This is a genomic window from Sinomicrobium halophytocola, from assembly GCF_052983395.1.
In genome coordinates this window covers 302,703-320,748 of sequence record NZ_JBRKIT010000011.1, presented here as the reverse complement: position 1 = coordinate 320,748, position 18,046 = coordinate 302,703, and the positions used below count along the sequence as shown (strand labels likewise).

The following is an 18,046-nucleotide window of genomic DNA, read 5'->3' as shown; positions in this document are numbered from 1 at the left end:
TGTATACAACTTGTTAATACTAAAGTGAGTTCGATTTAAAATAAAAATCAAACACACATTATTTAATTCTCGGGCGTTCTGTTAGTGGAGACTATGTTTACAAAATCCTTAAAACACAACGGATTGGGAGATACCGAACCGTCTGCCCGTGATTCGAGGGACTTCTGGCAGAATATGGGGTTGATAAACCATGCGGGAGAACCGGGAGTCATATTCCTGGGACTGCTTTGTTGCAGCAGGGGATAGGTGGCCAGAACCACTCCGTATTTCTCAAACCTGTCGAAACAGATATCCAGGTAATGCTGTGGATACCACGGACGTGTAGCAAACATAGCTTCCCACTCTTCGGGGCTAACCCGGTTTGTATTGGCCTCTTTATACCATTGGTAGAGTTTCCTCTTCGGGTCACGGCCGTATTTTACGGAGAATTGCTTCCCGGCCTCGTTGATGTCCAACGGCTCGGAAAGTTTGGAACGGTATAAGCTGTGGAGTGAAAATTCCGGAACGATGATCGGTTTTTCCCTGACAATTGACCTTGCATATTTAAAGGCTTGATCGATCTCTGTAGTATCTGCAATGTAAAGGTGTAGTGCAAGCCCCTTAATATCATGGTTGTTATGTGTAAAATGCAACAGGGCATTTACGGCCTGGTTTTCCTGGAACCTCTTTTCGAATAAAGCAGGAAAAGAGTTTACATAGATATCCGGTATTCCCGCTATGGTACCATTTTTAAAATAGGGGAGTGCCACTTCATATAATAACCTTTTGGTAAAATCCATCAGGGGAATACTGCCATCGGGCTTTTTCTTCATATCCTGGTCCACGGTTTCGAGATTGGGCTCGTTTCCCAGTTTAAAAATGTCGACATAGGGTCCTACCACTTCCGGGATCTTTGAGGCGGTATCGAACAGTTCTTTTTCCTCCCGGGAACCTGCCGCGGGAATGCGTATGTTGTTTTTGGTAAAATCCCAGCGAAACCCGAATGCCAGGTTGTAGCCTTTTTTTCCGGCTTCGACGATCCGGCTCAACTCCGACTCAACGGCAAAGGGAACCAGTCTTTCTCCATGGGACCGGACTGGAAATTCTTCCGAAACAGGAAGGACAGCATATTTCCACAAGCCGTTGAGGTTTTTCCAGTTGTCCCTTTTCATCTGGGAACGTGGATATTTGTTCCGGACATTTTCTGGGTTAACATCCTTGGTCCATGGAATTTGAAGAGAGAATTTAAGTACATCTTCCGCTTTCTGTGCCATACATAGGAAAGAGAGGAGAATCAGAACAAATACAATTTTTTTCATTGATTTTTTAATTATTTCGGAATTGGATAAACGTTGTGCTTTTTGGCAAGGACATGCCATTGAAAATCCCCGGCAAAAGCAAAATAATCCGGTGATAACTCCTCCTGTTTACGGAGTAGATTTTTATAGAAGTATATGCTTTCATATTGATAATCGTTAAAAATGTTTTAGTTTTATCTCGATAATTTTATGTTTAATTCAGAATGGTGTGTGATATTTTGATGATTTCATTTTGTAATGTTAAATGAATATTAAATCGTCGCTCTATATTTTTGTTTATACTCATAGCATTTTTGTTTATTTTTTTGAAATCCCTGTTCATTTAGAGATATTATGAAGACTTTCCCCCGTTTTTTTAGCCTGATTTTTACTTTTTTAATACATATTCTTCTTTTGTCGGTGTTCATATTTCCGGGCAGGTCCGGCGGACAGGAGATAGAATTTGAAAAAATAACCGCAAAAGATGGTTTAACCCATAGTACGGTCTACGATATTACCCAGGACGATACGGGGATCATGTGGTTTGGGACCAGGGAGGGACTCAATAGCTATAACGGGAGTAAGATCACAACCTATTATCATGATCCGGAAAATGACAACAGCATTAACAGCAATCAGATTAATGTAGTTGAAAACCTAAGGAGCGGACTGTATATCGGTACAAATTCGGGAGTGGATAAATTTGAACCTGAAACACATTTCTTTAAGCATATACTGAAAGGGCACACAGGTGCTGTAAATACTATTTTTGAGTCCGGGGACAGTACTGTTTTTGTAGGAACGTCTAATGGCCTTTATACGATTGATCGGGAAGAGACCGTACGTCATTATTTAAAAGGACGTCCCGTTAAAGCTATTGCAGAATACAAAACAGATGTGTTCTGGGCGGCGCTCAACAAAAGGATCTTGCTGATCAATAACTTAGGGGAGATCCTAAAGAAATACAGGATCCCCGACAGTCCGGATATATCAGACGGCAATATCTTTACCATTAACACCCTTTTTAAAGACAAGCAGGGGGCTGTTTGGGTGGGGACGTCACGCGGCTTGTTTTATTTTGATAAGGCCAGTGATTCTTTTCAGCACATGGCCATCGGCAATTCGAATAAAATAGAGGCCGAAGTCATCCGGAGTATAGACCAGGGTACCGGGAATAATCTCTGTTTGGGTACCGAAAGTGGCATATTTGTCTATGACAAAGAAGCCGGGACTTTGGTAAATTACTACACACAGTCGTTCAGTGAACAACCCGATACACTCTCGGATAAATCGGTTTACAGCATATTTGTCAGTAAAGAACAAATTGTATGGATCGGGACCTATTTCGGAGGCGTAAACTATACAAATCCCAAATCCGGGGGAGTCGTTAAATATTTTCCGAGCGATTATAAAAATTCCATCGGGGGGAAAGCCGTAAGCCAAATCGTTGAAATGGAAAACAACGAGGTCTGGATAGGTACCGAAGACGGAGGGATCAGTATCCTTGACAAGTCAAGTGAACGCTTTCGGTTCTTGAATACGGGAGACGGTTTGAGCAGCAATAATGTCCATTCCCTGGAAGAAGACAGCCGTGGTAATATCTGGATAGGGACCTTTCTGGGCGGACTGAACAGGTATGAAAAAAAGACAGGGAAGATATTGGTTTTCAAGTTCGATAAAAACGATAAAAACTCACTGTCCAATAATTGCGTATATGCTATCCGTGAGGATCACAGCGGAAGGCTTTGGGTGGGAACGCAATCCGGTCTGAATATATACGACCATGACTTGAAGAAATTCAGCCTTTACAAAGCCGAAGTTCTGGGCAATAAGTTTGTGTATGACATTCTGGAAGATTCTGAAAATAACCTCTGGTTCTGTACCCGTCGTTCGGGTGTATATATGCTCGATGCCAAAACGGGAAAGCTTACCCGTCCCGAAATCGTTTCGGGAACAGGCTCCCGGAAAAGAGGGCAAATCGTAAGCGCCTATGAAGATTCAAAAGGAAATATCTGGTTCGGAACCCTAAATCAGGGAATTATATTGCACAGGAAAAACAGAGAAAACCTCGAGTTCTTTGAACAGAATAAAAACCTGCCAAACAGCAACACATACGGAATACTGGAAGACGATTTCGGAAAAATATGGATATCGACGAATAAGGGTTTAAGTATTTATAATCCTGAAAATAACAGCCTGGGTCATTTGGGAATTGAAGACGGACTCAGTACGAATCAGTTCAATTTCAAATCTGCTTTCAAGGACAAGAGAGGCATGCTTTATTTCGGCTCGGTTTATGGGCTGAATGTCATAGACCCTGACGAATTCAATGAGTCTCCCGGGACACCGGACCTGGAATTTAACGGTTTTCAACTGTTCAACCGGGAAGTCCCTGTTACCGAAAAAGGGATGTTGAAAAAACATATCAATTATCAGGACAAGATAAAGCTGAATCACAGGCAGGATGTTATCTCCATAGCATATGGGGCCATTAATTATCTCAACGAAGGAGCTGTGAAGTACGCCTATAAACTGGACGGTTTTGACGACAGCTGGAATGAGGTAGGTACCAAAACCACGGCCACCTACACCAACCTTTCCCCCGGCGACTATACATTCAGGGTAAGGACCTTGCCACTTTCCCTGAACAACGAACGGAAAATAGCACTGACGGTCCTCCCGCCATTCTGGAAAACCGATATAGCCTATTTTATTTACGTATTGATCATCCTGCTGATGGTTTATGCCTATTGGCGTTTTGTAAGGTTCATCCACAACCAGAAACTGGCTTTACAAATGGAAAGGTTCGAAAAAGAAAAGGACAATGAACTGAACTGGCACAAACTCAATTTCTTTACATTCATTTCGCACGAATTCAAAACCCCTTTAACGCTGATCATGGCCTCTGTCGAAAAATTTTTCAGGGAAAAAGTGAACAGGAGTGCTCCTCCGGAAGAATTGCTGTCGATTAAAAAAAATGCGGATAAACTCAATCAGCTTATACATCAATTACTTGAATTCCGTAAAATTGAGACCGAACATGCAAAGCTCGAACTTAAAAAGGGAGATATAGTGCTGTTCCTCAAAGATACTTTTGAAGCGTTTAACCCGCTGTTTGAGGCTAAAGGGATCGAACATGATTTTTGTTCCGACATTCCGGAATACACCTGTTATTTTGATCCCTCCAAGGTAGAAATGATCGCCACAAACCTCATATCAAATGCTTTGAAAAATACACCTGAAGGCGGAACAATACGTTTGGGCATGCGGATAAGCAGCTTTCTCGACGAGAAAAAGAGAAGCAGGATCTTTCTTGAATTTACCGATACCGGTGAAGGAATGTCTGCCGGGGTGATAGCAAAGGTTACCGAACCTTTTTACAAGCAGGAAGGACAGGGCGGGAATTCCAATTCGGGGCTCGGTCTGGCCCTGGTAAAAAGCCTTGCCGATTTCCTGGAAGGAAAACTGGATATAAGATCAGAACAGGGTAGGGGAACTACGATAAATGTAGACTTTCCGCTAATACTCAAAATTAAAAGTGAAAAGGAACTGCAAAAAATTAACGGTAATAAATCATTGAATGTGATGAACGATCTTATCATCGGCAGTATTGAGACGGAGGAATTTACCGGGTTGCAAAAAAAGAATAATCTTAAAATACTGATCGCCGAAGATAATGTTGAGCTTATGAAATTCCTTCAGAGGCATTTTTCTAGTAGATTCCAGGTCATAAAGGCCCGAGATGGTGAACAGGCCCTTGAAAAAATGGAACATACCCATCCCGATATCATTATTTCAGATGTTAAGATGCCCAGGCTCTCCGGAATACAATTTTGCAGAAAAGTAAAATCCGATCCCGATACCCGCCATATTCCGTTTCTATTGTTAACGGCCAGGAATAACGATAACTTCAGGATTGATGCGCTTGCTTCTGGAGCAAATGTCTACCTGACCAAGCCCTTTAATCTTAAAGAACTCGATCTACTGGTAACCAACCTGTTGGAGACCAGTAAAAACCTTGAAAAACGTTTTTCCGGAATAAATGCTCCCGACCCGGAACATATTCCGACAAATAATCATGAGCGCGAGTTCCTGAGAAAAATATCATTTCTGGTGGAACAACATCATTCCAATCCCGGATTTGGTGTTGAACGTCTGGCCAATGAAGCGGGTATCAGTCGTTCCCTGCTTCATATAAAAATGAAGAAGATCACCGGGCTGAGCGCATTAGACTATATCAAACGCATTCGAATGAAAAAAGCGACCCGGCTTATCCGGGAGGGAAAGAATATTTCGGAAGTAGCCTATAAGGTAGGATACGGTGACCCGAATTATTTTAGTCGCGCTTTTAAAAAGGAATTTAATATAACCCCTACTCAGTTTGCCGAACAAAAATAGTTTTTAAGGTGTTAAGTCCATAAAATTGGTTAAACTCAACATTTTTGCTTTGAATTTCGACAAAAGTCCTCTGATGCTGCATTTGTATTCCCTTATTTTACTGTTAAGGAGAAATTATTTACCCGTACTTACATCATAGGGAGTTAATCCTTGACAAGACCACTTGTCAGCTGGCTCATGATGTCCGTTGTAAACAGAATACTCCCGTTTAAAAATTAACCAAAAACCCAATTATGAAAACTTCGCTTTTTGTATTCCTGAGTGTCTGTACCGTATTTTCGGCTTGTAATTCCGAAGCCGGACCTGCCCCAACAACGTTGTCTGCCAATGCAGAACTAACTGGCGAAATGTCTGAAGGGACAGGGCTGGTTGGCCTTACCGGCCTGAATGATGCGTCGCGCATTATAAAGTCGGGGGACAAGTATTTCTGGTACTCGACCGGCGGAGGTATCAGAATGAGATGGACCGCGTCGCCGCAAAGCGGCGTGTGGAACAGCGGACCGGACGTGTTTCCTATCCGCCCCGCCTTCTGGGCAGACTATAGCCCCATAAATATAGCCTGGGCCCCTGATATTGTCTATCATGTGATCTCGGAAGAATACCGCATGTATTATTGTGTATCCAGTCTTGGGAGTACCAAATCGGCTATTGGGCTTGCCACGAACACAACATTGGATCCGGCCGATCCCGATTATGCATGGGTGGATAAGGGAATTGTGATCTCAACCGAGGAAGGGGATCCGTACAATGCCCTGGATCCCTGCCCGGTCCGAACGCCCGAAAACTCATGGTTCCTTTGTTTCGGATCGCATTTCGGCGGGATCAAACTGATCCGGCTTGGCCCGGATGGAAAAAGGCATCCGACCCTGACCGATATGTGGAGTCTGGCGAGAAAGGAACCCAAGGCAAATAGTGCCATTGAAGCCGCTGCCATATATCCGGGAACCAAAAACGGTACAGCCGGATTCTGGCTTTTCGTTAACTGGGGCACTGGTCTAGGTCACGAGGAGAATGCAACTTACGAAGTTCGTATGGGATGGTCAACCGATATTCGCGGACCATATGTAGACAAGAACAGTACAAATATGTACGATGGGGGAGGAACTGTTTTTATGCCTAATAAACAGACCTTCATCTGGGATAACAGCACCCGTATCGGACGGGGACATATTGGCATTATCAAAGGAGAAATGCTGGATGGAACGCATCCGGACTGGGTAAGTTATTCCTATTGGCTCGAAAATCCGCCTTCTGGCGAGGATGGTAAGCGGTTCGGGCTGCAAAGGTTAAAAGCGGATGCCGACGGCTGGCCGGACGATCGGATTCTGTTTCAGAATTGATGGCCGCCTTTTTTCTTGTAGAGTTCATATTAATCCTTTTGCTTTAAGCTCTCAAAAACTTCAAAAGAGGTAATAGTAGTTCACCTGGAGCCCTGCCACCCCGACTTTTGACATATCAGATGAATTCAAAATCCTGTTAATTATATGATTTTAAATATTTTTCATTTTTTTTGAAAGCTATTAAAACGGGAATTAGCGTCAACAATTCGGATAACAAAATAATTTTAACCTTTGTGTTGGCAGATTTAATTTAATCGATGTCTTTATTTTTTTGAAACATTTGTTTTAAAATTGTATCTTTGCGGTGTCAATAAAATGAAAAAGATGAAAAATTTAGATTTTGTCGAGCTGAAAAAACGTTCACTGTCCGTCAGGACAGCTTATCACAAATTGGAAAAGGAATACCATCAAACCGAATGGACAGTAGAAGAAGATGCCTTGGCATTTTTGACGGATGCCGGTTTAGTGGGAAGAAATATTATGTCACAACAAGAACGCTGGCCTAAGAGCAATACCAAAGAGGACTTGGAACATAAGTTGGGGGAATGTGTCTGGTGGCTCACTATTTTGGCAGACCGAGCAGGTATGGATATAGAAGAGGCTACGGGTAAATTTTTGGATAAAGCGGAAAAATTGTTTTCAAAATAAAATCAGAGGAGATTTGAATCTTAAGGATATTGATTTAGTCACCAGGATCCTAAAAGCCACATCATAAACAAAAATAAAAAATGACAAGAATTATAACAATACTGGCTGTACTCACAATTTATTCGTGTAATACCAACAAGAAGAACAAAACTTTAGGGGCAAAAGACATTATGCAAATTAGTTCGGTTCAAACAACAATTTCAACTAACAAAGATGTTTACAAAACAGGCGAACCTATTGAACTTTCTTTGGAGGTTAAAAATACGGGTAACAAACCTTATACCTTTTTACCTTGGGGTACGCCCTTAGAAAACAAATTTACGGGAGGTTGTTTAAAGGTAGCCGACAACAACGGAGCTATAGATTATAAAGGAATCATGGTAAAGCGGGTTTCGCCAACCGAAAAGGACTCTATAACCCTTGAAACAGGTAAAACCGCCGTTGGAAAAGTCAATTTACTTGATGGGTATAAACTCAAGGAAAAAGGCATTTACACCATTCAGTTTGAGGAAACATATAATGGTTTACCTGCATCAAACACGATAAAAGTGGAAATAGAATAATAGTGATCAAATGTCTAAAGCAAAGGGGATGACTTACGATACTTTGATTTTTATTAAGACGTTCGTTATAAAATCAGTATAATGGCCAGAAATGTAGAGTTTGATGAAGAATTAGCTATTTTCAGAGCAATGGATGTGTTTTGGAAAAAGGGATATAATGGTACTAAAATGCGTGATTTAACGGAAGCCATGGGTATCAATAGTAGCAGTTTGTATAATAGCATCGGTGACAAGCACGAGCTGTTTATTCGCTGTATTAAGCATTATACGGAATCCAGGATGACAGCTGCCACAAAGCAATTGGAACGCATTAAATCCCCGCTCAAAGCGATAGAAAAATTCATTCAATCTTCTGTGTATGCCATTACGAATGAACCTAATAGCTGTTTGGCCATCAAGACAACTTTTGAAATTGCTGCACGTGATGAAAAAGTGCAGAAGGTTATCAAAGCCGACAATAAATTCACCTATAACCTATTGATCAATCTGGTAAATAAAGCGATTGAAAAAAAGGAAATCACGGTAAGTCAAGATGCGGAAATGCTGACCGATTATATTATGAATCACTTTTCGGGCTGGCATGAATCCTTTATTATTCACCAAGATAAAGGGCGTATCAAGAAAATGGCAAACTTTTTAATAGAACAGATCAGTAAATAATTTTTTTAATTAAATCTGAAACAAATGTTTTAATAAAGATAAGTTGTAATGAAAAAAGAGAATAAAGAACTAAGCGGTAAGCTGGCTTTAGTTACCGGCGGTACCAAAGGAATAGGAAAGGCCATAGCGGATAAATTGTCTTTCGCAGGAGCTACGGTTGTCGTAACCGCACGAAAACCACCCGAAGAAAAAAGTGAACATCACTTTATAGCGGCAGATCTAACTGATGGCAGTGATATAGCGAATCTAACTCAAAACCTAATTCAAGAACACGGTATACCAGATATTCTCATCAATAACGTGGGTGGAACTTCCTCTCCGGCTGGAGGATTTCAGATGCTTAGTGATGAAGATTGGAATAGGGATATTGAACTCAACCTGTTGGCTTCCATAAGACTGGATAAGGCTATTGTGCCAAAAATGATAGGTAAAAAGTCCGGTATCGTGATCCACATTTCATCCTTAAACGGAAAATTACCTTTACACGAGTCTAATTTCTCCTATGGGGTAATGAAATCAGCCTTAAATGCTTATAGTAAAACCCTTGCAAATGAAGTTGCCAAAGATGGAATTCGTGTAAATACGGTATCGCCAGGAATGGTCAGGACAACAGCGATGGAAACATTTCTGAGTGGTTTTGCACAGTCTATTGGAAAAACAGTTGATGAAGCCACACAACAAATTATGGATGGTTTGGGAGGTATTCCTTTAAACCGACTAGCCGAGCCTGAAGAAATTGCCAATATGGTGGGTTTTTTAGTGTCAGATGGTGCAGGTTATATCACTGGAGCCAATATGCTTGTCGATGGAGGAACTTTTCCTGCAGTTTAATTAGATCGAAATTTGAAACAAATGTTACAAAAATATAGCAAATCAAAGAAAAAAATGTTGTTGTCCAATGGAGCAACGGAATACGCAGGAAAACTTATTGCAACTAGAATAATTAATTTCATTTAAAATGGAAAAATCAGTAAAAGAATTAACCGGAAAAGTAGCTTTAGTAACCGGTGGAACAAAAGGTATAGGTAAGGCAATTGCCAATAGATTATGGGAAGCGGGAGCAAATGTTATCGTAACTGCCAGGAATCATTCCGGAGATGAAAACCTGAAACATCATTTCATCTCAGCAGATTTGACTGTTCCTGGTGAAACCGATAAAGTGGTCAAGGAAATCAGTGAAAAATTTGGGACACTTGATATTCTGGTCAATAATATGGGTGGCTCCACCAGTCCTTCAGGAGGGTTTGGAGTACTTACCGATGAACACTGGGGAAATGATCTGCAACTAAATTTGCAATCGTCTGTTCGTATTGACAGAGCTATTTTACCTCAAATGGTAGAAAAGAAAAGTGGGGTCATTATTCACATTTCATCACTAAGCGGGGTTCTACCCTTATATGAATCGCTTGGGGCGTATGCCGTTGCCAAGGCCGCTTTAAATAATTACAGCAAAAGCCTATCAAAAGAATTTACATCTAAAGGAATTCGTGTTGCAGCGGTTTCTCCGGGTATGGTGAAAACCGATACAATGGAGTCTTATTTACAATCCCTATCTGATTCTTCAGGCTTAAGTATAGAAGATGTGACCAAAAATTTGATGGATACACTCGGCGGCATCCCGATGGGTAGAATGGCACTTCCTGAAGAAATAGCAGAACTGGTAGGCTTCTTAGTTTCTCCGAGAGCATCCTATATCACCGGTGTAAACTACATTATTGACGGTGGTGCAAATCCATCTTTATAAGATTATGATACAGCAAATAGAAGAGCTGATCTAGGTCAGCTCTTCTTGTTTTTAAATGAAATAAAATTTCAAATACATATGAATACTCAAAAAAACAAACTGCTAATTTATGGAGCAGCCGGATATACTGGAAAAATTATTGCCGCCAGGGCGATAGAATTATCCCTTGACTTTGAAATTGCGGGCAGAGATCCCATAAATACCCAAGAGCTTGCAAAGATGTTGAATGTTCCCTATCACGTATTTACCGTAGATGATGGTAATGCCTGGGAAAAAGCCCTAAAAGACAAGCAGGTTTTGATCAACGCCGCAGGACCATTTAAGTTCACAGCTAAACAAGCGATGAATGCTTGCCTGAATGCTGGAGTACATTACTTGGATATTAGTGCTGAACTGGATACGTACAGATTAGCAGAATCACTAGATGGCAAAGCTAAAAAGGCAGGTATTCAGTTAATGTCTGGAGCTGGACTTTTTGTAAGCTATGATGCTTTGGCTATTCATTTATCAAAGTTGGTGGAGAAACCACAACAATTAAAAGTCGGTTTTCAGCATTATGGGGGCTTTTCCAAAGGATCGGTTCTTAGCAGTAAAAATATTGCAGATTTAGGAGTGTTGATAAGGAAGGATGGTCAAATTATTGAAAATAAAGATCCGCAGCCAAAAGTATTCTCATTTGGTAAGGAACAGTTGGAATGTTTACCTACTTCTTTAGGAGGAATTATTTTAACTTATAAATCTACCCGAATCCCCAATATAGAAGAATACTTCTCGCTGAAACTTCCTGCGACAGATATGCCAGATTTAAATCCGGAAAATTTACCCGATGGCCCAACGGAAGATGAACGTGCTGCCGGCCGTAATAGTATTACTGGGGAGATAACCGATAATGAAGGAAAAGTGGTGAAAGCTTGGATCGATGCTCCTTCGGGTTACACTTTGACTCCGCTTTCCGTGATGGCAGTAGCGCACCGCATTTTAAAAAATGATTACAAAATAGGTTATCAATCTCCCGGATCTGCTTACGGAGAAGATATTATAAAAGACATTCCTGAGACTCGGTTGATAGACTTAGTCAAGTAAATATAATAATCACATTAATAACTATAATAATGAGTAACGAACAAGAGATTTTAAATTTAATAGCCCGGTATACACACTATGTAGATCAGGGGGATTTTGATGCCGTAGGTAGCTTATTTACTGATGGAAAGATTATTGCTGCCGGCGGTAGTATGGAAGGAAAAGAAGGTGTTGCAAAACAACTGACAAAAAACCTTCAGGTATATACGGATGGCACCCCACGAACAGCTCACGTTACCACCAATACCGTTTTGGATATTCAGGAGGGAAAAGACCAAGCCTCAGCAGTTTCGTACCTAACCATATATCAACAGGATCAGGAACGTGATTTCCCCTTACAACCGATAGCGGTAGGAAGATACCACGATACATTTCAACGTAAAAATGGACAATGGCATTTTTCATTGCGTGAACTGATCATCACCCTTGCCGGGGATCTTTCTCATCACGCTAATCCAGAAGTTATAAAACTAGAAAATTTATAAAAAATGGAAGGCAAAAAAAGAGTATTCATAACCGGTGCCAATAAAGGTATTGGTTTTGCCACTACAAAATTATTAGCTGAAAAAGGTTATCAGGTTTGGATGGGTGTTCGCAATATGGAACGTGGAGAAAGAGCATATCACTTATTAAAGGAACAAAATTTTGATGTGCATTTATTGCAGATTGATATATCTAATGATAAAAGCGTAGCCGAAGCAGCTAATTACTTAGAACAACATATAGAGCAACTCGATATTTTAATTAACAATGCCGGTTTTGCCCAAGATTTATCCGTTGCCCCTAGTGAGGAAACGCTTTCCGCGATTAAAAATCATTACGAAGTCAACACCTTTGGGCCAGTTCGGGTTACTCAAGCGTTATTACCTTTACTAAAAAAACGTATTAAAGCCTGCATCATTATGCTCAGTAGCATTGTGGGATCTTTGGAGCTTTCAAGTGATGAAAGTACGATTTACGGAAAGGTTAATTTTGCAGGATATTCCAGTTCTAAAACAGCATTGAACGCTTTCATAGTTGCTTTTGCCAAAGAACTAAAGCCTTTTGGAATACCGGTTATTGCCATAGAGCCCGGACATATTAAAATAGATTTAAACGGGAATACCGGAACAGAAACACCAGAAAGTGCAGCGAAACTAATTGCCAAATATGCCTTATTAGGCGATATATCAAATACAGGAAAGTTTTTCGGCCCTAATGGTTTTGTACCTTGGTAAATTACTTGAAATCTTATTTGAGAACAACTTTTTAGGACTGGATAAATTTTGATACTAAAAAGATTTTCAAATATAGTAGGAATATAAATAATCAAGAAAAAGAGATCGTTCTAAAACAACCCTCTTTCAATTCTAGGTCGACTGTATTCGTTTAAACGGATACAAAAAGTGTAAAATTGGAAACTTTTAAGGAGAGAAATATCATCAATTTTACCCTAGAAAAATAAGGAAATTATGCATGCGAAAGGAACGGTTTTTATTGTAGATATCAGTGGATATTCCAAATTCATCAATGAAGTAGATACGATAGATGGCATTACGATTATAAGTAGGCTATTTCAAGCAATCATCGATGAAAACAACTTAAAACTAAGAATTTCAGAGATTGAGGGGGATGCCATTCTATTTTACCGATTTGGAGCCCCTACCTCGGCAAAGCAAGTTCTTTCTCAATTTGATAGGATGCTTCAACAGTTTAAAAAAGAAGTGAAAAATCTTCAGAAATGTTACCCTGCAATTGTAGGGTTAGGACTTAAAGCAATTCTACATTATGGGGATATGAGTACTTACACCATCCAGCATTTTTACAAACTTTTTGGGAAAATTTTGATAGATGCACATAGATTATTAAAAAACAGTATTGTAGAAGATACCTATGTACTCATTACAATGGAATATATGAACGGACTTACAGAAAATAATGTAGCAGCTGATGTTCCTTTCGGATTTGAGCAGTGTGATCTTTATGATATTGGAAATTTATGTTACACTTACTTTCCTTTTAAAAATAATGAACAAAACAACAGAGCACTTAAAATAGCCTAAGTTTATTAGAGATGCTCACTTTTTATAAAAAAAAATCCTATGCATAATAAAAGCCACGTTATTTATTCTAAAGCTGTAGAAAGTCAACCTAACCTTGAATTTAATGTGGTACAAGTACCTGCCGCTGCACAAAGTTTTGCCTGTAAGCCTTATAATAGGAAGGGGATATACAAAATAAGTATACACCACGGACATAACAAGGTGTATTATGCTGATAAAATGCTTGAGTTTAAAGAGTACGCCATTCTCTTTTCCCGTCCAAATATGGTATACCGGTTTGAACAGATCGGCAATCAATTTCCGGGTTATTTATGTGTTTTTACAGATGAGTTTTTTGACCAGTTTGTAAATATTAAGAATTATCCCCTCTTCAATCCGGAAATAGCTCCATTAATGGAAATTACTGCATCCCAAATGGAGTATTTTACCCAGATTTTTCAGGAAATGGAACAGGAAATGACACAGGGTTTCAGCTATAAATATGACGTGTTAAGAACCAAGATTCTTCAACTTGTATTAGGTGCGCTAAAACTCCGTCCGGTTCCACACCTTAAAATTCGGGAATCTAATAGAGCCATCCGTATTACGAGCTATTTTAATGAATTACTCGAAGGACAATTCCCTATTTCAGACCAATCCTACAGAATGATTTTGAGGAATCCTCAAGAATTTGCTGATGAGTTGTCTGTGCATGTAAATCACCTTAACCGCTCTTTAAAGCAGGTTACAGATAAAACCACAACACAACACATTGCTGATAGGATAACTAAGGAAGCAAAAATTCTTCTTCAGGATACAGAATGGAGTATTATGGAAATAGCCTGGTCCCTTCGTTTTGAAGACCTTTCCCATTTTATCAAATTTTTTAAAAAAAATGTAAATTTTACCCCAAGTGTCTTCAGAAAGAATCTTGTTGTTTGATTTTGCCTTATTTCTGATTGAATATGACCATTTCCACAGTTCGTTAATTCGGAAATTTGTATAGTAAATTTTAAAACTTATTTCTAATGGAAAATCAAATGAAAACTATTAATGAAACCGCAGATAAACTTGCTGTAATTGACGCCCTTTACCGATTTGCTGCAGGTATTGATCAGCGTGACAATAATCTCCTTAAATCAGCTTTAGCAGCGGATGCCATATCCGATTTTCGACCAGCTGGAAAAAAAGCAGGTTTTGAATACCCTGTACTGAAAGGTCGCGAAACTATTATCTCTGCCTTAAGCGGATCCCTAACCAACCTTGACACTACACATTCCGTGAGCAATCCGCGTGTAATGATTAATGGAAACAAGGCAACACTAGACGCACTGGTAGAAGCACAACATGTACCATCTAACGATCACTCACGTCACTATCTAATGAAAAATCGTTACGAAATAGAAATGGTGAGACAGAATGAGTTGTGGGTCATTCAGCACGTCATAATCGACAATGTTTGGCGTACTGGAGATCCTGACGTTCTCTCAGGTATCTAAAACTATTAAATTTTGGAACATTTGTTACATTAAATATGAAAAATAAATTAAAGCCAGGCATAAATCATATTGAATTTTGGGTATCTGATATACCTAAATCCATCAAATTCTATAGCAGCTTTCTGCCTCTTATTGGCTGGGAACAGATTAGCAACGTTTCTTTTTCAGACGGAAGTATGGTAATCTACTTTGTAGAAATGAAAGGCGTTGATAAGATAAAGTCTCTTGGAGTAAGGCACCTGTGCTTTCAGGCAACAGAAAAGGAGCAGGTAAATAAGGTATATGAGGCATTGGAGACTATTAAAGCGACAATAATCCGTGGGCCGCTCCTTATGAAATATTCTGCAGCTTACTATACCGTTGACTTTTATGACCCTGATGGGCAGGTACTGGAAGTAGCACATACCCCATAAAAATTAAGTTCTCACACTAATAATTAATACAAACGGGTATTGAGAAAGGTTCTTGGCAAGAACTAAAAATTTAGTTTTCTATGAATTCAAGACAATGTAGACTTTAACTTTTTTTTAACATCTGTAAAGCACATTTTATTTAACTGTATTTTTCAATAAACTTAACATGCGTAAATCCAATAAGGTGTAGTTTGGTCCAGGCCACCAACAAAGTTTTTGAAAGTGATTTAATGAATGAATCCGATTTCAATAAGTATGAAGGGAAATCAAACGCAGATTCGTAAAACCTATCCATTTTATGACAAACGTGGGGTGGAAAATCCTGTGAAACAGAATCGTTTATTTTACTTTCAGGCGGAATTTAAGTGTAGATATTCGTCTTTGTTTTTGCTAGGAAAAGAAGTGTTGTTTCGTTTGAAAGTATTCGTCATCTCAGGTGATTTTTTCTCGTACACATTATAAAAAAAAGAAATAGTCAATATGTAATTAACATAAAATTAACATATTATTAAGTTTTTTTATAAAAAGTAATTTTATTTTTACTAACCATGAAGGAAGAAGATATATTATGATTTTATTTTCTTACTTTTTGTTAAGGTTAGATAGTATTTTTTTAGAAGACATTAGGTCAAAGGCAAATTTGCTAACTGACCAACGTCTGGTATGTACGGATCTAGTCAAACCTCTATAATACCCGGGCTTTTATGAGAATTCATTTAAATTAAGTTGATTAGTATTAATGCTAATTGACCAACTTTAGTATGTCCAATCACAATAAAAAATATAGATATTAAAGATGTATCGGCGTCATAGGTTGTGGAGTTTATAGCTTGTTGTGCGTTTCAAGTTGTTGGTTTTGTTGTATGCTATAGAAAAACTAATGCTTTTTTCGTTGAAAGTTGTACGGTTACATATTACGCTGATAAATTATAAATCAAAGTTAGTCTCTGGTTTCCTGTTACTGTATGTTTTTGCCCCCAGATATAAGTACGGAAGGGAACCGTTTCGCAATTCATAAGTTGTAAGTTATATGCCATGCCCCCCAAATCTTTCAGTCTTGTATCCAATAATTTAAATGATGCTCCCAATCTTTGTACGTGATCTTTTAATGAGTATTGGATACTTCAATTGTAACTAATTTATCCAGAAGAATAATGAACAAACCTACGTCTAATCAAATTATGACCCCAGAAGCAGTACTAAAAAGAAAAAGAAATGAGAAAAACTGGTATATTTTTTATACTTCGCCGCGTGCCGAGAAAGTAGTATACAATGATCTTTTAGCAAGGGAATACGATGCATTCCTTCCGGTTACCAGAACAATGAAAGTATGGAAAAACAGACAGAAGAAACTGATCGAAACCCCTCTTTTTCCAAGCTACATTTTTGTATATACCATCAAGAGCGAGATTTACGAGATTTCGAGAATTCCCAAAATAGCTACATGTATTCGATGTGGTACAAGTCCCTCGGTCATTTCACCGAATAATATCAATTCAATTAAAAAAATGCTCTCACTGGATGGCCAGGAGGTTTCCGTTGAAACAACCTTTCTTGAAGGGGAACACGTGAAAATTATTCACGGACCGTTGGCCGGATACGAAGGCGTTTTGGTAATGGAAAAAGGAAAAACCAGGTTTGGAGTTCAACTTAAAGAAATAAATCATACGGTGTTTATTAATGTTTGTACAACCATTTTAGAGAAAGTAAAATCATAGCTCAGGCCGAAAGAAGCCGAAGGATTGTTGTATTCATTATGACACCACCTTTGATATTCAATTTAGACTCATCACGTGGTTCCTCTATACCTCCAGAATTAAATCGTTATAAAAAAGAATGTGTTTTAGTATCCGGTAGAAGGAAACAACTCATATTGATAGACATTATGAGAAACATTTAGGATAATGTAATAGCTCAAAGTATACTGAAGCAAGAGAACTACTGAAAAGTCCAGTAAAATATTATCTACATAAAGAACCTATGCATACAAAGTAATGGCAAAATATGACAGATAAGGAATTATTATTGGAGTCAACAGAGTATTATCTTAAAACTCTTCTAGCTGAGTTTCACAAATATCAATTGGAGATAATGGCACATCAATCCCATTTGAGGAGTTGAGAACAGATTCATTCCGTGCCTTACAAACAATCAGGAAATTGGAAGGGGAATTTGGTGCTTTGCCAAAGCCCCCTGCTCTTCGATGATCTCCATCAAGGCTTGTCTGTTTGATATGATCTAATCCCTTTAGTCTAAAGTCATCAAAGATCAGTACATCCTGTCTTTTCAGTTTGTTGATCAGATTAACTTCCATAATGGTTAGTATAAAAAACATTGATCATCTACTGTTGAATACACTTAACGTGAGACTATTTTGACTGAACCCAATGATTATATAAT

17 protein-coding genes are annotated in these 18,046 nt (G+C 39.0%); 15 read left to right on the top strand and 2 right to left on the bottom strand.

Going from position 1 to position 18,046, the window contains the following annotated elements; all coding sequences use genetic code 11:
* Positions 1 to 62 precede the first annotated feature (62 nt).
* Entirely contained in the window at positions 63 to 1,298 is a 1,236-nt protein-coding gene (locus tag ACVBDY_RS03355) for a hypothetical protein (protein ID WP_447174054.1), read from the bottom strand.
* A gap of 399 nt (positions 1,299 to 1,697) precedes the next feature.
* Here ACVBDY_RS03355 and ACVBDY_RS03350 point away from each other — a divergent pair, with 399 nt between their 5' ends.
* From ACVBDY_RS03350 to ACVBDY_RS03280, 15 genes are all read left to right on the top strand, one after another.
* Positions 1,698 to 5,675 (top strand): hybrid sensor histidine kinase/response regulator, encoded by a 3,978-nt coding sequence (locus ACVBDY_RS03350; RefSeq protein ID WP_447174371.1) that lies wholly within the window; start codon positions 1,698 to 1,700, stop codon positions 5,673 to 5,675.
* Between the two features lie 233 nt (positions 5,676 to 5,908).
* Positions 5,909 to 7,015: an arabinan endo-1,5-alpha-L-arabinosidase gene (locus tag ACVBDY_RS03345; RefSeq protein ID WP_447174053.1), complete on the top strand. Its 1,107-nt coding sequence runs from the start codon at positions 5,909 to 5,911 to the stop codon at positions 7,013 to 7,015.
* Positions 7,016 to 7,339: 324 nt separating this feature from the next.
* Complete coding sequence (locus ACVBDY_RS03340; RefSeq protein ID WP_447174052.1) at positions 7,340 to 7,663, top strand: nucleoside triphosphate pyrophosphohydrolase family protein; 324 nt, start codon at positions 7,340 to 7,342, stop codon at positions 7,661 to 7,663.
* Positions 7,664 to 7,743: 80 nt separating this feature from the next.
* On the top strand, positions 7,744 to 8,226 hold the full coding sequence (locus ACVBDY_RS03335) for a hypothetical protein (RefSeq protein WP_447174051.1): 483 nt from the start codon (positions 7,744 to 7,746) through the stop codon (positions 8,224 to 8,226).
* Positions 8,227 to 8,307: 81 nt separating this feature from the next.
* Positions 8,308 to 8,886: a TetR/AcrR family transcriptional regulator gene (locus tag ACVBDY_RS03330; RefSeq protein WP_447174050.1), complete on the top strand. Its 579-nt coding sequence runs from the start codon at positions 8,308 to 8,310 to the stop codon at positions 8,884 to 8,886.
* A gap of 48 nt (positions 8,887 to 8,934) precedes the next feature.
* Positions 8,935 to 9,717: an SDR family oxidoreductase gene (locus ACVBDY_RS03325; RefSeq protein WP_447174049.1), complete on the top strand. Its 783-nt coding sequence runs from the start codon at positions 8,935 to 8,937 to the stop codon at positions 9,715 to 9,717.
* 127 nt (positions 9,718 to 9,844) lie between these two features.
* On the top strand, positions 9,845 to 10,630 hold the full coding sequence (locus tag ACVBDY_RS03320; protein WP_447174048.1) for an SDR family oxidoreductase: 786 nt from the start codon (positions 9,845 to 9,847) through the stop codon (positions 10,628 to 10,630).
* Between the two features lie 78 nt (positions 10,631 to 10,708).
* Positions 10,709 to 11,713, top strand: a complete 1,005-nt coding sequence (locus ACVBDY_RS03315) for a saccharopine dehydrogenase family protein (RefSeq protein ID WP_447174047.1) — start codon at positions 10,709 to 10,711, stop codon at positions 11,711 to 11,713.
* Between the two features lie 29 nt (positions 11,714 to 11,742).
* Positions 11,743 to 12,198, top strand: a complete 456-nt coding sequence (locus tag ACVBDY_RS03310) for a nuclear transport factor 2 family protein (RefSeq protein WP_447174046.1) — start codon at positions 11,743 to 11,745, stop codon at positions 12,196 to 12,198.
* Between the two features lie 3 nt (positions 12,199 to 12,201).
* The gene (locus ACVBDY_RS03305; RefSeq protein ID WP_447174045.1) at positions 12,202 to 12,930 is read left to right on the top strand and encodes an SDR family NAD(P)-dependent oxidoreductase; all 729 of its coding nucleotides are present in this window, start codon (positions 12,202 to 12,204) and stop codon (positions 12,928 to 12,930) included.
* A gap of 234 nt (positions 12,931 to 13,164) precedes the next feature.
* Entirely contained in the window at positions 13,165 to 13,755 is a 591-nt protein-coding gene (locus tag ACVBDY_RS03300) for a DUF2652 domain-containing protein (protein ID WP_447174044.1), read from the top strand.
* Between the two features lie 39 nt (positions 13,756 to 13,794).
* Positions 13,795 to 14,676: a helix-turn-helix domain-containing protein gene (locus ACVBDY_RS03295; RefSeq protein ID WP_447174043.1), complete on the top strand. Its 882-nt coding sequence runs from the start codon at positions 13,795 to 13,797 to the stop codon at positions 14,674 to 14,676.
* 86 nt (positions 14,677 to 14,762) lie between these two features.
* Complete coding sequence (locus ACVBDY_RS03290; RefSeq protein WP_447174042.1) at positions 14,763 to 15,233, top strand: nuclear transport factor 2 family protein; 471 nt, start codon at positions 14,763 to 14,765, stop codon at positions 15,231 to 15,233.
* Between the two features lie 35 nt (positions 15,234 to 15,268).
* Positions 15,269 to 15,646 (top strand): VOC family protein, encoded by a 378-nt coding sequence (locus ACVBDY_RS03285; RefSeq protein WP_447174041.1) that lies wholly within the window; start codon positions 15,269 to 15,271, stop codon positions 15,644 to 15,646.
* 1,181 nt (positions 15,647 to 16,827) lie between these two features.
* The gene (locus ACVBDY_RS03280; protein ID WP_447174040.1) at positions 16,828 to 17,364 is read left to right on the top strand and encodes a UpxY family transcription antiterminator; all 537 of its coding nucleotides are present in this window, start codon (positions 16,828 to 16,830) and stop codon (positions 17,362 to 17,364) included.
* A 329-nt stretch (positions 17,365 to 17,693) separates the two neighbouring features.
* On the opposite strand, the gene ACVBDY_RS03275 is transcribed toward ACVBDY_RS03280, so the two are convergent.
* On the bottom strand, positions 17,694 to 17,960 hold the full coding sequence (locus ACVBDY_RS03275; RefSeq protein ID WP_447174039.1) for a hypothetical protein: 267 nt from the start codon (positions 17,958 to 17,960) through the stop codon (positions 17,694 to 17,696).
* Between the last annotated feature and the right edge of the window lie 86 nt (positions 17,961 to 18,046).

Bases quoted from the DNA above. Each gene is read 5' to 3' on its own strand.
- ACVBDY_RS03315 (WP_447174047.1), top strand. From the start codon at position 10,709: ATGAATACTCAAAAAAACAAACTGCTAATTTATGGAGCAGCCGGATAT.
- ACVBDY_RS03305 (WP_447174045.1), top strand. From the start codon at position 12,202: ATGGAAGGCAAAAAAAGAGTATTCATAACCGGTGCCAATAAAGGTATT.
- ACVBDY_RS03310 (WP_447174046.1), top strand. From the start codon at position 11,743: ATGAGTAACGAACAAGAGATTTTAAATTTAATAGCCCGGTATACACAC.
- ACVBDY_RS03320 (WP_447174048.1), top strand. From the start codon at position 9,845: ATGGAAAAATCAGTAAAAGAATTAACCGGAAAAGTAGCTTTAGTAACC.
- ACVBDY_RS03280 (WP_447174040.1), top strand. From the start codon at position 16,828: ATGACCCCAGAAGCAGTACTAAAAAGAAAAAGAAATGAGAAAAACTGG.
- ACVBDY_RS03345 (WP_447174053.1), top strand. From the start codon at position 5,909: ATGAAAACTTCGCTTTTTGTATTCCTGAGTGTCTGTACCGTATTTTCG.
- ACVBDY_RS03330 (WP_447174050.1), top strand. From the start codon at position 8,308: ATGGCCAGAAATGTAGAGTTTGATGAAGAATTAGCTATTTTCAGAGCA.
- ACVBDY_RS03340 (WP_447174052.1), top strand. From the start codon at position 7,340: ATGAAAAATTTAGATTTTGTCGAGCTGAAAAAACGTTCACTGTCCGTC.
- ACVBDY_RS03295 (WP_447174043.1), top strand. From the start codon at position 13,795: ATGCATAATAAAAGCCACGTTATTTATTCTAAAGCTGTAGAAAGTCAA.
- ACVBDY_RS03335 (WP_447174051.1), top strand. From the start codon at position 7,744: ATGACAAGAATTATAACAATACTGGCTGTACTCACAATTTATTCGTGT.
- ACVBDY_RS03325 (WP_447174049.1), top strand. From the start codon at position 8,935: ATGAAAAAAGAGAATAAAGAACTAAGCGGTAAGCTGGCTTTAGTTACC.
- ACVBDY_RS03290 (WP_447174042.1), top strand. From the start codon at position 14,763: ATGGAAAATCAAATGAAAACTATTAATGAAACCGCAGATAAACTTGCT.
- ACVBDY_RS03285 (WP_447174041.1), top strand. From the start codon at position 15,269: ATGAAAAATAAATTAAAGCCAGGCATAAATCATATTGAATTTTGGGTA.
- ACVBDY_RS03355 (WP_447174054.1), bottom strand. From the start codon at position 1,298: ATGAAAAAAATTGTATTTGTTCTGATTCTCCTCTCTTTCCTATGTATG.
- ACVBDY_RS03300 (WP_447174044.1), top strand. From the start codon at position 13,165: ATGCATGCGAAAGGAACGGTTTTTATTGTAGATATCAGTGGATATTCC.
- ACVBDY_RS03275 (WP_447174039.1), bottom strand. From the start codon at position 17,960: ATGGAAGTTAATCTGATCAACAAACTGAAAAGACAGGATGTACTGATC.